Genomic DNA, 15,406 nt, shown 5'->3' on the forward strand with positions numbered 1-15,406 from the left:
ACGCCGGAGGCGCCTGCGGCCAGCTGATTGGCCTGGCGTGCGTTCTCGGCGTTCTGCTTCACCGTCGAGGTCAGCTCCTCCATCGAGGACGCGGTCTGTTCCAGACTCGCAGCCTGCTGCTCGGTGCGCACCGACAGATCCTGGTTGCCGGTGGCGATTTCCTTGGCGGCGGTGCTGATCGCCTCGCTGGCCCGCTGGATATCACCCACGATGCCGGCCAGCTGCTCGGCCGCCGCATTGGCACTGTCCTTCATGCGCGCATAGGCGCCCTGCAGAGGCTGCTCGATGCGATAGCCCAGATTGCCATCGGCCATCGCCTGCAGCATCTCTTCAAGCTCATGCAGGCTGCCGTCGTTGATCTCCATCAGCCGGTTCAGGTCTTCGACCATGCCCCGGAATTCGAACTGGAAACGCTGCGCATCGCCGCGCACCGCAAAGTCACCGCGTGCCGCGGCTTCCAGCAGCGTCTTCACCTGGGCATTGATGCCTTGCAGATTGCGCTTGGAGGTGTCCATCGCCTCGGTGAGCGCGGCCTTCTTGCCGGGCAGGCGCTCCATGTCCTGCGACAGATCGCCCACCGCGTAGCGCTTGGCCACTTCCGCCAGACGCAGGGTGACGGCGATATGCGAGCTCACCAGTTCATTGAGCTGGCGGGCGATCTCGCCGTAAACGCCTTCGAAGGCGGCGGCGTCGATGCGGTGATCCAGATCACCCAGCTCATGCTGCCGGGCCATCTCGCGCTGCGCATCGGAGAAGCGGCGCAGTACGCCAATCATGCTCTTGATGGCGGCCAGCACACTGGCATGGTCGCCGGACTGCACCGCGATCTCCTGCGACAGATCGCCGGCCGCAACACGCGACACCATCTGAGCCACATACGCGGGCTCGCCGCCGATCTGGCGCATCACCGTGCGCGCGGTGCGCAGCGCCAGCACCGTCGAGCCGACCACCGCCAGCAGCCCCAGCAGGACGGAGGCGATGATCGCCGTGCGCGCCGCGGACTCGGCCTGCGCCACACGCAACTGCACCCTGTCCTGCTGCAGCTTCACGATCTGCGCGACACGCTGATCGATGCCGGTGAACAGCTTGTCCGCCGACTGCATCATGCCGGCGCCGCTGGCGACGTCGGACTCCGCCATGTCCACGGCCTGGTTGATGCGCTTGCGGTACTTGGCAATGTCCTCGCGCAGCGCGGCCTGCGTATCGGCCGGCGCATACTGCTTGAGCTGGACGTCGGCCTGGTCGATGCTGGTGTTGAGTCCTTTCAAGGCGGTAGCCAGGCCAGCGCCTTCATACTGGCCGATCCAGGCAATCAGCTTGTAGGCGGCGGCATTGGCCTGCACCAGCGACGTACGGCTCTCTTCGAGTGCCGTCATCTGCAGCACTTCCTGCTGGCTGATTTCCTCCAGATCGCGGCGCTGCTGCTCCAGACTCAAGGCCGAGAGAATGCCCAGCACCAGCATCAGGGCCACCGCCACCGCCGGCGACAGCAGCATGCGCAGACGCAGGCTCATGCCGGCGCCCTGGACACCCTGCACAACATTCGGCTTGCTGTTCATCGACGCCTCCCGCGTCGCGCTTCGGAATCAGGCTCAGCGCTTGTAGATGCCTGCGCAGACCACATCCTTGCCAGCCAGCTCGCAATACGCCGATTTCGGCAGCACCTTCTTGGTGACCGGATCGGTGAACTTGTAGTCCTGCCAGAACTTGCCCTTGGCCTGCGCCAGCTGCATGCGTTCCTTGATGAATTCCTTGCCGTCGGCATCGGCCAGGTCGATCAGATCCTTGCCGACCTGCTTCTCGTTCTGGCCGTGCGCCAGGCACTTGCCGGAGAGGTCGTAGACCACCACGTAGAGATCGCCATGCACCCACTTGGCGTCCTTGCCGGTGACCTGCTTGAGGGTGCCCTCATGATCGGCAGCCAGGGCCTTGGCGGCCTTGCCGACAATCGCCTCGGCATCCTTGGCGGTGGCGAAGTCCTCGGCCTGCACGCTGGCGCCGCCCAGCAGGCTCAGCAGAACGAAAGCAATACGAACGGTGTTTTTCACGACAAGTCTCCGAAGCAGATCGGGGGGAGTGGAAAGAAGGAGCGCTGCGCAATTTCTGGCCTGCGCGAGAAGAGGCCTCTTGTTCATAGCTTGCGACCGCCCCGACCAAAACTCAGGGCCGCTTGCGATAACCGGCGGCCGAGGGCCTCCGGGCGGCGCCGGCACGCAGGAGGCAGCTCAGAACTCGTCCCAGAGCCCGTCCTGGCCCTGCCCGGCGTGCACCGTGGCCGCAGCCTGACGCCGGCCAGCCGCCGGGGCCGCAACTGCCGCCACTGCACGATCCGCAGGCTGCGTTTCCGGACGCGTCCGGCCATGGCTGCGGAAGTGCGAGACCGCCTCCACCAGACCGCCGGCCTGCTGTTCCAGCGAGCGCGCCGAAGCGGTGGCTTCTTCCACCAGCGCGGCGTTCTGCTGCGTGACCTCGTCCATCTGGGTCACGGTCTGATTGACCTGCTCGATACCCTGGCTCTGCTCCTGCGAGGCGGCGCTGATCTCGGCCATGATGTCGGTCACGCGCTTGACGCTGTTGACGATCTCTTCCATGGTGCGGCCGGCCTCTTCCACCTGCCGGCTGCCGCCATTGACCTTCTCCACCGAATCGTGGATCAGGGTCTTGATCTCCTTGGCCGCCGTCGCGCTGCGCTGCGCCAGGCTGCGCACCTCCGAAGCCACTACCGCGAAACCGCGACCCTGTTCACCGGCGCGCGCCGCTTCCACCGCGGCGTTGAGCGCCAGGATGTTGGTCTGGAAGGCGATGTCATCGATCACGCCGATGATATCGGCGATCTTGCGGCTCGAGGCCTGAATCCCGTTCATGGTGCAGACCACCTCGCTCACCACCTCGCCGCCCTTGCGCGCGACATCGGAGGCGCCGGCCGCCAGCTGATTGGCCTGGCGTGCGTTCTCGGCGTTCTGCTTCACCGTCGAGGTCAGCTCCTCCATCGAGGACGCGGTTTCCTCCAGGTTCGCGGCCTGCTGCTCGGTGCGCCCGGACAGATCCTGGTTGCCGGAAGCGATTTCCTTGGCGGCGGTGTTGATTGCCTCGCTGGCCTGCTGGATCCGCGCGACGATTTCGGCGAGCTGCTGGCAGGTGGCATTGGTGTCGGCCTGCAGCTGCGCGAAAGCGCCCTTGAACTCGCCTTCCATGCGCCGCGCCAGATCACCCTGGGCCAATGCCGCCAGCACCTGGGAGACCTCGGCGACCGGCGCCACGATCGCATCCAGGGTGCGGTTGACGCCCTGCACCATGTCGCGGAAGCCGTACTCGAAGCGATGGGCATCACCGCGCTGTGACAGCTCGCCGTGGCTGGCGGCTTCCACCAGCGCCATGATCTGTTCGTTGACGCCGCGCAGATTGCTGCGCACGCGTTCGACGGTTTCGTTGATGAAAGCCTTCTGGCCCGGAAAGCGTTCCAGGGGCGCATCGAAGTTGCCCTTGCCGAATTCGGCGATGCAGGCCATGGCCTTGCGCTTGACCGCGATATGACCCGCCACCAGCTCATTGAGCTCGGCGGCGATCTGACCGTAGGCGCCGGGATAAGCCTCGGCGTCGAGGCGGTGATCCAGCTCGCCGCGATCATGTGCCTGCGCCATCTGCCGCTGTGCGGCCGAGAAGTCCTGCAACACCTTCACCATGCGCCGCATCGCACCGAGCAGCTGCCCGGTCTCGTCCTGAGCCTGCGATTCCGGCGGCATTTCCAGACGGCCGGCGGCAATGGCATCGGCCACCGCCACCGCACGGCCCAGGGGTTCGCGGATGGAGCGTGCGATCATCGAGCCCAGCACCAGAATCAGCAGGGTCGTCGCCCCCAGGCCCAGCACGATCAGCAGCACGGTGCGATGGTAGGCGGTGTTGGAATTCACCACCATCGCTTCGAGATTCTTCTTGTTGAACTCGACATCGGCCATGATCGCGTTGCCGGTGTCACGACGCATCGTCCGCAGATCGCCATCGAGAAACTCTTCGGCCTCCTCCCGCTGTCCCTGCTGCATCAGGTCCATGAAGTGGCGATGGCCGTCCAGATAGGCCCGCAAGGCGTCCTGCATCTGCTGCGCCAGCTTCTGCTCCTCGCCTGCGGTCACCAGGGGCAGATAGGTCTTCAGGGTCTCTTCGAGCTCGGCCCCGGACTTGCTCATGCGCTTTTCGTAGTCCTTGATTTCGCTCTCGGTGGCGGCCCGCACGTACTGGATTTCCTGCATGCGGAACTCGAACAGCGAGGCCTTGAGTCCGAGCAAGGCCTGCACCGAAGGCATCCAGTCGCTCTGCACTTCCTGCAGATTGCGGTTCTGGGCCTGGCCGCGATACAGCGCGAAGCCACCGAGGCCGATACTGATCAGGCAGCTGAGGACCAGGAGCAGCTGCAGCTTGCGGGCAATGGGGAGATTGTTCAGGGTTTTCATGCCGGGGCTTGGTGCGGAGCAAGGTAATGGCGGCGGACGCATGTGCCCCTGCCCGCCCCACAGCGGGCGCAACAGGAGATCACAACCGTGTTCTTCACCACGCTGTCGGCCGCGCCCGCGATTTCCTGCAATTTGCGGCGATGGCCGGCACGACCCGGCCCGCTGAGCGGCCATCATCACCGCCACGCCAGCGGCACCGGCGATGCCGCCAAGCCCCCGGCGCAGGCCGAGCCGGGGCCTGCCCAGCCCTCAGAACTCCGCCCACTGCTCCTCGCTGCCGGAGACGCTTTTGACCCGACAAAGCTTTGCCGGCTTGGCGCCCGGCGGCGCCTTGGGCGCCGCCTGTTTTGCGGGCGCCGCCGGCGGCGGCGCGGCTGGCTGCACGCCGGCCACAAGGGCCGCCGGCTGGCGGGACTGCGTGCGATCCAGACGGAAGCGGCTGACCGAACCGCTGAGCTGATCGGCCTGCCCCTCCAGCGAACGCGCCGCCGCCGAGGCCTCTTCCACCAGTGCCGCGTTCTGCTGCGTGACTTCGTCCATCTGCGCGATGGTCTGGTTCACCTGCTCGATGCCCTGACTCTGTTCCTGCGAAGCGGCGCTGATCTCGGCCATGATGTCGGTCACGCGTTTGACGCTGTTGACGATCTCGGCCATGGTCTGGCCGGCCTGCTCCACCAGCCGGCTGCCGCCATCGACCTTCTGCACGGAGTCGCCGATCAGGGTCTTGATCTCCTTGGCGGCCGCGGCGCTGCGCTGCGCCAGGCTGCGCACCTCCGAGGCCACCACCGCGAAGCCACGGCCCTGCTCACCGGCGCGCGCGGCTTCCACCGCGGCGTTCAGCGCCAGGATATTGGTCTGGAAGGCGATGCCGTCGATCACGCCGATGATATCGGCGATCTTGCGGCTCGACTCCTGAATCGCGCCCATGGTGCTGACCACCTCGCCCACCACCTCGCCGCCCTTGCGGGCGACATCGGAGGCGCCGGCCGCCAGCTGATTGGCCTGGCGTGCGTTCTCGGCGTTCTGCCTCACCGTCGAGGTCAGTTCCTCCATCGAGGACGCGGTTTCCTCCAGGCTCGCCGCCTGCTGCTCGGTGCGCGCCGACAGGTCCTGGTTGCCGGAGGCAATCTCCTTGGCAGCGGTGTTGATGGCGTCGGTGGCCTGCTGGATCTGCGAGACGATCTCGGCGAGCTGCTGGCAGGACGAGTTGGCGTCATCCTTGAGCTTGCCGAAGGTGCCGCCGAATTCGCCGTCGATGCGCTGGGTCAGATCACCATGCGCCAGCGCCGCCAGCACCCGCGCCACTTCTTCGAGTCCTTTCTCGCTGGTCTCCAGCAAGCGGTTGATGCTCGAAGCCAGCAGCGCGTAGAAGCCTTCCTTGCCGCTCATCGCCACGCGGCGCTTGAAATCGCCACCAGCCGCCGCTTCCACCACCTCACCCACTTCCCGCTCCACCGCGACTTCGCTCGTGCGATCGATCCATTCCACGGCCGAGGCGATGCGTTCGCCGCTCTCGTTGAAAATCGGCGAGGCGGTCAGCGAGAAGGTGCGTCCGCCCACTTCGATCTGCGTGCGATACACATCATTGAGCGTGGCCAGCATGCGTGCCTGGTGCTCGGGATTGCGATGGAAGTGATCGATGCTCTCACCCAGAAGATGGCGCGCATCGAAGCCGGGCAGCTGCTTGCGGATATCGGCCTCGGCCGCGCTCATCATCGCGGCCACGGCCTTGTTCATGTAGACGATGCGGCGCTCCTTGTCGGCGATCATCACATTGCCGGCGACGCTGTCCAGGGCCGTGCGCACGCGCAGGTTCTCGTCGGCGATGCGGCGGCGCTCGGTGACATCGGTGGCGTACTTGGTCACGCGCACCGGCTTGCCGCTGGCGCCCAGCAGGGGATTGTAGGAAGCCTCCAGCCAGACCTGTCTGCCGTTCTTGGCCAGACGCTGGTACTGTGCGGCTTCGTATTCGCCGCGACCCAGCTTCTCCCAGAAGCGCTGATACTCCGGGCTGGCGGCATACACCGGATCGACGAACATGCGATGGTGCTTGCCCTTGATCTCTTCGAGGGTATAGCCCATGACCTTCAGGAAGTTCTCGTTGGCATGGAACACCGTACCATCGAGATCGAATTCGATGATCGCCTGCGCGCGGCTGATCGCCTCCATGCGGCCCTCATACTCGCGGGCCTTGTCGGCGCGCTGACGCAGCTGCTTCTGCATCTCCAGCAGCGCAGCCATCAGACTCTTGGGGTGCGGCGCTTCGATCTGCAGCTGAAAATCCAGATTGCCGGCCGAGACTTCCTTGGACAGCTGCTGCGCCTCGGCGGGATCGGCGCCCAGCTGGCGCATCACGTGACGCGACAGGCGATAGGCCAGCACCCACACGCCCAGTGCGGTCAGCACCTGCAAGGCCATCTGCAGCATGAACATGCGGTCGGAGCGCTTGTTCTTGGCCTGCGCCAGATTCAGCATGCCGGTCTGGATTTCGTCGCCGAGCTTGTCGAGCGTGCCCTCCATGTCATCGAAGTTCTTCATGAAGCCGGCAAGCTGGGCACGCGCCGCCGCCGGATCATGCTGCAGCAGTTCGCCCATGTTCAGGCCCGCCTGCACATACTGCTCGACCAGAGGCTGGTCGGCCCGCACCAGGGCCGCCACCTGCGGCTCCAGCGGCAGACGTATCAGCTGCGCATAAGCCTCACGCATGATCTTGACGTGTTCATCCAGGCCGCTGCGTGCCGCGGCCAGGGCCTGGACATCACGCTCGCCGCGATGCCGCAGCATGTCCAGCACATCGCCGCGCAGGGCGTCGTGCATCATGTCCACTTCCATCTGCGCGCGAACCGCCTCGGTCGCAGTGGTCTGGGTGTCCAGGGCATCGCGGGTGATGCGCTGACTGACGGCACCGATGATGCCGGTGAACAGGGCCGCCACAACCGCCACGGCGCCGAACAGGAACAGACAGTGTTTGAGTTTCATGGGGAACAGACCTTTTCTTGATGGTTACCAGCGCACCGAGACACCGGTGCCGAGCATCAGATCGGGCGCAGACTCGCTGAGCCCCAGATTGAAAACGACGTCGAACTGCAGATCGGGCCTGGGGATCCAGGCCAGACCGCCATCGAAGGTGTTCTGGGTGTCGGCATGATGCCCGGCGCCCAGTTCGGTGCTTGCCAGTTCGACGAAACCCCGCCACTGCTCCGAAAAGCTGTAGCCCACCGTGGCGGCCAGCAGCGCCGACAGGTAGTAGTCGCGGCTGTCATCGGTGTTGTAGACCAGACCCGGCATGATTCCGAAGCCTGCGTTCTCACCCAGATCGTGTTCGGCGACATAACGCAGCGAGGGACGATGCTTGTGGCCTTTCCAGTGTCCATCGCCGCTGGGCAGATCCAGATGCAGCAGCAGGGCGCGCGACCACTGGCTGTCCTCGCGGTCGCGCAGATGGTGCTTGAGGCCCAGGGCCAGGTCGCCCATGCCGGAAGCATTGGTCTCACCGGCAGCGCGATCCAGGCGCTCGTGCAGGGGACCGTCGGTTTCGATGCGCAGCTCCCAGCTGTCGCTCACGCCGTAGCGCAGCAAGGTGGGCGCCGACCAGGTGTCGCTGCTCTCGCCGTCCTGGGCATCGTGTTCATACGCCACGCTGGTTTCCAGCTGCAGGCGATGCCTGCCCACGGTGAGGCTGGACTCCACCGTATCGGGCCGGTCGGTGCTGATCGCATCGAGCCCGTCTGCATGGCCCCGAGCGCAGGCCAGCAAAGCCGCGCCCGCCAGCAACAGCACGAGTCCACAGGGATACCGCTTCTCCTCCCAAACCAGCTCCGCCACTGCATCACGCTTCATAGCCTCACTCCCACTTCATTCCCGATGAATGGTTTTGATCGCCACCGCCAAAACCCGTCACACAAAAAACGAAACGGCAATGCAGGTTTTGAATGGGAGGACACGTTCAGAAATGTCCATTACCGCGACAGCTTCTGAAGATTGCGGCTTGCCGCAGTGCAAGATCAGCTGCGACGCGACAATCGGCCCGGCACAGCCACCAGACGGCATGGACGAACAACCGTACGATCGGTTAATGAGAGCCACATCACACTGCGCGATCACTGATGCCCGATCACTGAAATCCTTTGCATTGACCTGGGTTTCAGCGTGATCACCGTTTTCGCCTCATCAGGAGCACGGCTCAGAAGCCGGCCCTGCCCGGCGCGCAAACAGCACCTGCCGCCACTGCGCCGGACCGATGCACGCACGAAAAAAGGCCCGCCATCGCGGGCGGGCCTCGGGGAAAAGCTCAGGCAACGGGGCTGCTACGGGCGCCTGGTCACGCCTTGAACCCCGTATCGATGCTCAGACACTGCTGCGGGTGGACTGCGCGCGGTCCCGTGGCGCGGGGCTCGCCGCCCGGCCGGCGTTGCGCGAGCGTGATTCGTTTGACCGGCGCAGATGGAAGCGACCTGCCGCACCGAGCAGCGCGGCGGCCTGCTCTTCCATGGCATGCGCCGAAGCCGAAGCCTCTTCCACCAGGGCCGCATTCTGCTGCGTCACCTCGTCCATCTGTGTGATGGCCTTGTTGACCTGTTCGATGCCGGCGCTCTGCTCCTGAGAGGCAGCGCTGATTTCGGCCATGATATCGGTGACGCGTTTGACGCTGGCCACGATCTCTTCCATGGTGCGGCCGGCCTGCTCCACCAGCTTGCTGCCGGCGCCGACCTTCTGCACCGAGTCGCCGATCAGATTCTTGATTTCCTTGGCGGCGGCCGCGCTGCGCTGCGCGAGATTGCGCACCTCCGAAGCCACCACGGCGAAACCGCGACCCTGTTCACCGGCACGCGCGGCTTCCACTGCGGCATTGAGCGCCAGGATATTGGTCTGGAAGGCGATGCCATCAATCACGCCGATGATGTCGACGACCTTCTTGCTGGAAGAATGAATCGCCGCCATGGTGCTCACCACCTCGCCCACCACCTTGCCGCCCTTGCTCGCCACCTCGGAGGCGCCGGCGGCCAGCTGATTGGCCTGCCGCGCGTTGTCGGCATTCTGCTTGACCGTGGCGGTCAGCTCTTCCATCGAGGAGGCGGTTTCCTCCAGGCTGGCCGCCTGCTGCTCGGTGCGCTGCGACAGATCGGTGTTGCCGGAGGCGATCTCGCCGGCGGCGGTGTTGATCGCCTCGCTGGCCTGCTGGATCTGGCCCACCATCTCGGCGAGCTGCTCACAGGTGCTGTTGGCGTCGTCGCGCAGCTTGGCGAAGGTGCCCTTGAAGTCGCCGTCCATGCGCTGCGTCAGATCACCCTGCGCCAGCGCGCCCAGCATCCCGGCCACCTGCTCCAGACCGCTTTCGCAGACCTGCAGCAGATCATTGATCCGGCCACCGACCTGCGCCACAAAACCCGTATGCCCACTCAGATCGATGCGCTTGTCGAACTCGCCGTCCACGGCACTGTGCAGGACTTCGCTGACGTCCTGCTCCAGCCGCACCTGCTCGGTGACGTCCTGCCACAGGGCGATGGTGCCGAGGTTTTCGCCGTCCGGCCCATAGAAAGGGTTGTAGATGAAGTCGATCTTGCGGCCGAGAAAATCGGCGCGTGAACGCTGGAAGCCTTGCGCAGCCTGCATGCGCCGCACCGCGCCCTCGGCGTCGGCGTAGATCGCGCCGATGCTGCCGCCGACGAAGTTCTCGACGCGGAAACTGGGATTGAACTGCCGGATGTCCGGTTCCACCTGCTTGAGCATACGCAGCAGCGCCTGATTGGCGAACAGCACGGTGCCGTCATGGGCCGCAATGCGCACCATGCTCTCCATGCTGTCAAAGGCTCTGACAATCACTGCATTGGGATCCAGACTCATATCGCTCTCCCCACTCGACGCCGATATTTATTCCATCATCATCGACCGCATCGCGCTGCGCGTGACCGCCGGTCGGATCAACGGCCAGCCCCGAGCGCACATACGGTGCGCCGACCGGCTGCCGGATTCAAGCCGCGCAGACCTCGACGGCGACCTGCTCGTCGGCATCCTGCTGCGGGGTTTCGGGCAGGCGAAAGCGCGCCACCGCCTCGCTCAGTTCAGCCGCCTGCATCGCCAGGGCCTGCGCGGCGGCGGTGGCCTCTTCCACCATGGCGGCGTTCTGCTGGGTGCCCTGATCCATCTGCGCCACCGCCTGATTGACCTGCTCGATACCCAGGCTCTGTTCCTGCGACGCGGCGCTGATCTGCGCCACCAGATCGTTGACGCGCTGGATGCTGCCGACCACCTCGCCCATGGTCTGTCCGGCCTGGCTCACCAGCCGGCCGCCGGCGCCGACCTTGGCCACCGACTCCTCAATCAGCTGCTTGATCTCCTTGGCCGCGGCCGCCGCGCGCTGCGCCAGGCTGCGCACTTCCGAGGCCACCACCGCAAAGCCGCGACCCTGCTCGCCGGCACGCGCGGCTTCCACCGCGGCGTTGAGCGCCAGGATGTTGGTCTGGAAGGAGATGCCGTCGATCACGCCGATGATGTCGGCGATCTTGCGGCTGGAAGCCTCGATGGCGTTCATGGTGTGCACCACATCGGCCACCACCGTGCCGCCCTTCACCGCCACCTGCGAGGCATTCAGGGCCAGCTGCTTGGCCTGCTGCGCGTTGTCGGCGTTCTGCTTCACCGTCGAGGTCAGCTCCTCCATCGACGAGGCGGTCTCTTCCAGGCTCGCGGCCTGCTGTTCGGTGCGCGCCGACAGATCGCTGTTGCCGGCGGCGATCTCGCGCGAGGCGGTCTCGATGGTCTGCGTGCTCGCCTGAATCTGCGCGACGATCTGCGCCAGCTGTTCGCAGCTGCTGTTGGTGTCCTGCTGCAGCTTGCCGAAAATGCCCTTGAACCGGCCCTGCACGCGCTGCGTCAGATCGCCCTGGGCCAGCGCCGCGAGCACGCGTCCCATTTCATTGAGGCCCTGCTCGCTGGTTTCCAGCAGCTGATTGAGATTGCTGGCGAGCATGGCAAAGAAACCGGTCTTGCCCTGCAGTCCGATCCTTTGCCGGAACTCACCTTGGGCTGCCGCCTGCACGATGCTGCCGACCTCACGCTCGGCATTGACCTCGGCGCTGCGGTCCTGCCATTCCACGGCGGTGCCCAGACGTTCGCCGGTCTCGTCGAAGATGGGCGAGACGGTGATCGCGAAGATATGCCGGCCCAGTTCGATCTGCGTGCGCAGCGGTTCGCGCATATGCTCCAGTCGCGTCGCGATCTCGCCGGCATGGGCATGGAACAGATCGATATCGCTGCCCAGCAGCTGCTCGGCATCGAACTGCGGCAGGCTCTGGCGGATATCGCTCTGCGCCTGCGCCAGCATCGCCAGCAGTGAACGGTTGGCGTAGATGATGCGGCGGTTGGCGTCGGCGATCATCACGCTGCCGGCCACGCCATCGAGCGCGGTGCGGATGCGCCGGTTTTCAGCTGCGGCCTGCTTCTCGACCGCCTGCACCTGCTGCTCGCGCGCCTGGCGCTGCTCGGCTTCGCTGCGTTCCCGCTGCAGACGCTCGATCATGGTCTGCCGCATCCGTTCCAGCGCCGTCAGAATCTGCGCGCCCTCATCGCGTCCCTGCACCTCGATGCGCTCATCCAGCTCGCCGAGCGAGATGCTCTGCGCGGCGCGACGCACCACCTCCAGATTTTCACTGAGCGATCTGCTGACGATCATCAGCAGCCAGCCGGCGGCCGCGAAGCTGAGCAGCGCAAAAACGCTCATCGCCAGCCAGCGCCACCAGGCGAGCGCGCGGCGATGGCGCAGGGCGCCGTCCAGGGCATCGCCCAGCGTGGTGGCCAGCTGCGCATAGGCCGGCAGCAAGGCCCTGCCCGCCTCGCGGTCGGCGGGTGCCGTCGCCGAGTCTTGCAGCAGCTTGCGCGCCTGCGCCAGCAGCGCCAGTGCGGGCTTGAGGCTCTGCGCCAGCTGCGCATCGCGCTGGCTCAGGCCTTCGAAATTGGCCTGCAGCGCGTCGAGCGTCTGCAAGGCATCGTGGCGGGCCAGCAAGGCGGTTTCGCCCTGTTCACTCAGCGCCTGGCCCTGCATCTGCAGCAATAGCGGCAGCTTCCAGAGCAGGCTGTCCATCAGGTAGTAACTGTCCAGCTCCGGATCCAGGGTGAGGTTGGAGGCGTCCGAAACCTTGCCGAGCAGGGCCTGCAGCGGCTCGGCCAGATCCTGATGCTGCTGCAGCCTGGGCAGCAAGGCCTGCCAGAGCGCCTGGGTCTGCAGGGTGCCGGCAGTCTGCTTCTGCATCCGGCTGGCGGCCTCGATCTCGGCAGCAGACGGGCCCTCACCCCCCAGCCGCGCGCGCTCGTTGGCCACCGCCAGCGGCAAGAGCTGACGCGTCATGCGCAGACCCTCGCGCTCCTGCGAGGCGAAGCTAATGCCTTGGAATACCACCAGGCAGTAATCGATCAGCAGCGGACTCACCGCGAGCACGAACAACGCCAGCGCCGCGGCGATCTTCTGCCACAGGCGATAGCCGGAGAGCCGGCGCGATATGAACGAATAGATCGAAGACATGAACAACCCCTCGGGCGGCAGTGATTCCTCGCACGGCGCTCCTTGCCGATACGGCCATGCGAATGCGTACTCAACCCCGCGCACTGACTCACAGCCGACCGCCACGCATTCCCACTCGGGCAATCTGCGGGAAAACCGCGAGCTGTCGTGGCTTCACGGGATAACCGGCACGGACCGCCACACCAGCGGCAGCCCCTTGTTCCAGGCCCAAGGGCCGCTTGTGAATGCCATCACAGTGCAGCGGGCCCGGACCGCATCCTCCATGCGCGCCGTCCGACGGCCCCGGACATAAAAAAGCGGCGGGACCTGAGGTCCCGCCGCTGCCTGCATCCGGCCTGAAGCCGCCGGGGCCCTTGCCCCTTGCGCCTCAGAATTCGTTCCACTTTTCCTCGCTGCCGCCACCGGCCTTGCTCTTGGCGCCGGCCTTGGCCGGATGCCGCGTCGCCGTCGGACGCGTCTGCGCCGGCTTGCTCTGCCCCATCGCCGGACGGGCGGCCACGCGCGAGTCCAGACGGAAGCGCGACACCGACTCCGACAGGTTCTGCGCCTGATCTTCCATGGAGCGGGCCGCCGCCGAAGCCTGTTCCACCAGCGCGGCATTCTGCTGCGTGACCTCGTCCATCTGGGTAATGGTCTTGTTGACCTGCTCGATGCCCTGGCTCTGTTCCTGCGAGGCGGCGCTGATCTCGGCCATGATGTCGGTCACCCGCTTCACGCTGGTGACGATCTCTCCCATGGTGCGACCGGCCTGTTCCACCAGCATGCTGCCGTTGCCGACCTTCTCGACCGAATCGCCGATCAGGGTCTTGATCTCCTTGGCGGCGGCGGCGCTGCGCTGCGCCAGGCTGCGCACTTCCGAGGCCACCACCGCGAAGCCGCGGCCCTGCTCGCCGGCACGCGCGGCTTCCACCGCGGCGTTGAGCGCCAGGATATTGGTCTGGAAGGCGATGCCGTCGATCACGCCGATGATGTCGGCGATCTTCTTGCTCGATTCCTGGATGGCGCCCATGGTGTTCACCACCTGCCCCACCACCTCGCCGCCCTTCACCGCCACTTCCGAAGCGCCGGCCGCCAGCTGATTGGCCTGGCGTGCGTTCTCGGCGTTCTGCTTCACCGTCGAGGTCAGCTCCTCCATCGAGGACGCGGTTTCCTCCAGGCTCGCCGCCTGCTGTTCGGTACGCCCCGCCAGATCCTGGTTGCCGGAGGCGATTTCCTTGGCGGCAGTGTTGATGGTGTCGGTTGACTGCTGGATCTGCGAGACGATCTCCGAGAGCTGCTGGCAGGTGGCGTTGGCGTCATCCTTGAGCTTGCCGAACGTGCCCTTGAACTCGCCGTCCATGCGCTGGGTCAGATCACCCTGCGAGAGCAGACCCAGCATGCGCGCCACTTCATTGAGCCCACGCTCGCTGGTTTCCAGCAGCTGATTCATGCGCTGCGCCAGCTGGGCGAAGAAGCCTTCCTTGCCCTGCAGAGTGATGCGGCGCGTGAAATCGCCGTCGGCCGCCGCCTGCACGATCTCAGCCACTTCCTGTTCGACCGCAACCTCGGCGGTACGATCACGCCATTCCACCACCGAGCCCAGGCGCTCGCCCTTTTCGTTGAAGATCGGCGAGGCGGTCAGGGCAAAGCTGCGCGGCCCGACCTTGATCTGCGCGCGGTAGGTTTCCTTGAGGGTGGCCAGCAGGTGCTTCTGATGTTCCGGATTCTTGTGGAACTGGTCGATGCTGCCACCCATGAGGCGCTTGACCTCGAAGCTGGGCAGCTCGCGGCGCAGATCGGCCTCCGCCACGGTCAGCATCTCGGTGACCGAACGGTTCATGTACACGATCTGCCGCTGGTTGTCGGCAATCATCACATTGGTGGTGACGTTGTCGAGCGCATTGCGGATGCGCAGATTGTCATCGGCCATGCGCCGCATATTGGTGACGTCGGTGGCGTACTTGACCACCTTCATCAGCTTGCCGCTGGGCGCCAGGATGGGGTTGTAGTAGGCCTGCAGCCAGACTTCGTGACCGTCCTTGGTCAGGCGTTTGAACTCGCCGCTGACGTATTGGCCGCTGCCGAGCTTTTCCCAGAACTGCCGGTAGGCCGCCGAGTCGTGCTCGGCCTGCGGCACGAACAGGCTGTGATGCTTGCCGATGATTTCAGGCTCGCTGTAAGCCATCAGCTGCAGGAAATTCCTGTTGGCATGCAGCACGCGGCCGTCAGTCGAAAACTCGATCACCGCCATCGCCCGATCGATCGCCGCGGTCTTGCCCTCCAGATCGGCGATGACCACCGAGCTCAGGCGCAGGCGGTTGAACAGCGACCTGAACACATTGCCCAGGAACCCGGAACTGGCAGGGCGCATCGCGGGAAGCGAGCCACCACCGTCGGCATAGCTGTTATACATGGGGGAATGCCTCGACTTCTTTAATATCCACTCTATCCGTGCCTGCCCGAC

General features: G+C 65.5%; 8 protein-coding genes. All 8 read right to left on the minus strand.

From position 1 onward, the window contains the following. Window positions 1–1,559, minus strand: a 1,559-nt coding sequence (locus BMY12_RS20595) for a Tar ligand binding domain-containing protein (RefSeq protein ID WP_245732325.1), incomplete at its 3' end; no start/stop codon positions are given. Window positions 1,560–1,592: 33 nt separating this feature from the next. After that, window positions 1,593–2,048, minus strand: coding sequence for a cache domain-containing protein (locus BMY12_RS02515; protein ID WP_218140031.1), 456 nt, complete (start codon window positions 2,046–2,048; stop codon window positions 1,593–1,595). A gap of 177 nt (window positions 2,049–2,225) precedes the next feature. Further along, the gene (locus BMY12_RS20760) at window positions 2,226–4,448 is read right to left on the minus strand and encodes a methyl-accepting chemotaxis protein (RefSeq protein ID WP_093281507.1); all 2,223 of its coding nucleotides are present in this window, start codon (window positions 4,446–4,448) and stop codon (window positions 2,226–2,228) included. A 249-nt stretch (window positions 4,449–4,697) separates the two neighbouring features. Beyond that, window positions 4,698–7,427 carry a methyl-accepting chemotaxis protein gene (locus BMY12_RS20765; RefSeq protein WP_281242389.1) on the minus strand — a complete coding sequence of 910 codons (2,730 nt, stop codon included), beginning with the start codon at window positions 7,425–7,427 and terminating at the stop codon, window positions 4,698–4,700. Window positions 7,428–7,451: 24 nt separating this feature from the next. Next, window positions 7,452–8,288 carry a transporter gene (locus BMY12_RS02530; protein WP_093281509.1) on the minus strand — a complete coding sequence of 279 codons (837 nt, stop codon included), beginning with the start codon at window positions 8,286–8,288 and terminating at the stop codon, window positions 7,452–7,454. 507 nt (window positions 8,289–8,795) lie between these two features. After that, the gene (locus BMY12_RS02535) at window positions 8,796–10,292 is read right to left on the minus strand and encodes a methyl-accepting chemotaxis protein (RefSeq protein ID WP_093281511.1); all 1,497 of its coding nucleotides are present in this window, start codon (window positions 10,290–10,292) and stop codon (window positions 8,796–8,798) included. A 127-nt stretch (window positions 10,293–10,419) separates the two neighbouring features. Then, window positions 10,420–12,963, minus strand: coding sequence for a methyl-accepting chemotaxis protein (locus BMY12_RS20770; RefSeq protein ID WP_177188805.1), 2,544 nt, complete (start codon window positions 12,961–12,963; stop codon window positions 10,420–10,422). Window positions 12,964–13,330: 367 nt separating this feature from the next. Then, window positions 13,331–15,355, minus strand: coding sequence for a methyl-accepting chemotaxis protein (locus BMY12_RS02545; protein ID WP_281242390.1), 2,025 nt, complete (start codon window positions 15,353–15,355; stop codon window positions 13,331–13,333). Window positions 15,356–15,406: the final 51 nt, after the last annotated feature.

The sequence above is a fragment of the Solimonas aquatica genome (genome assembly GCF_900111015.1).
Taxonomy (GTDB): Bacteria; Pseudomonadota; Gammaproteobacteria; order Nevskiales; family Nevskiaceae; genus Solimonas; species Solimonas aquatica.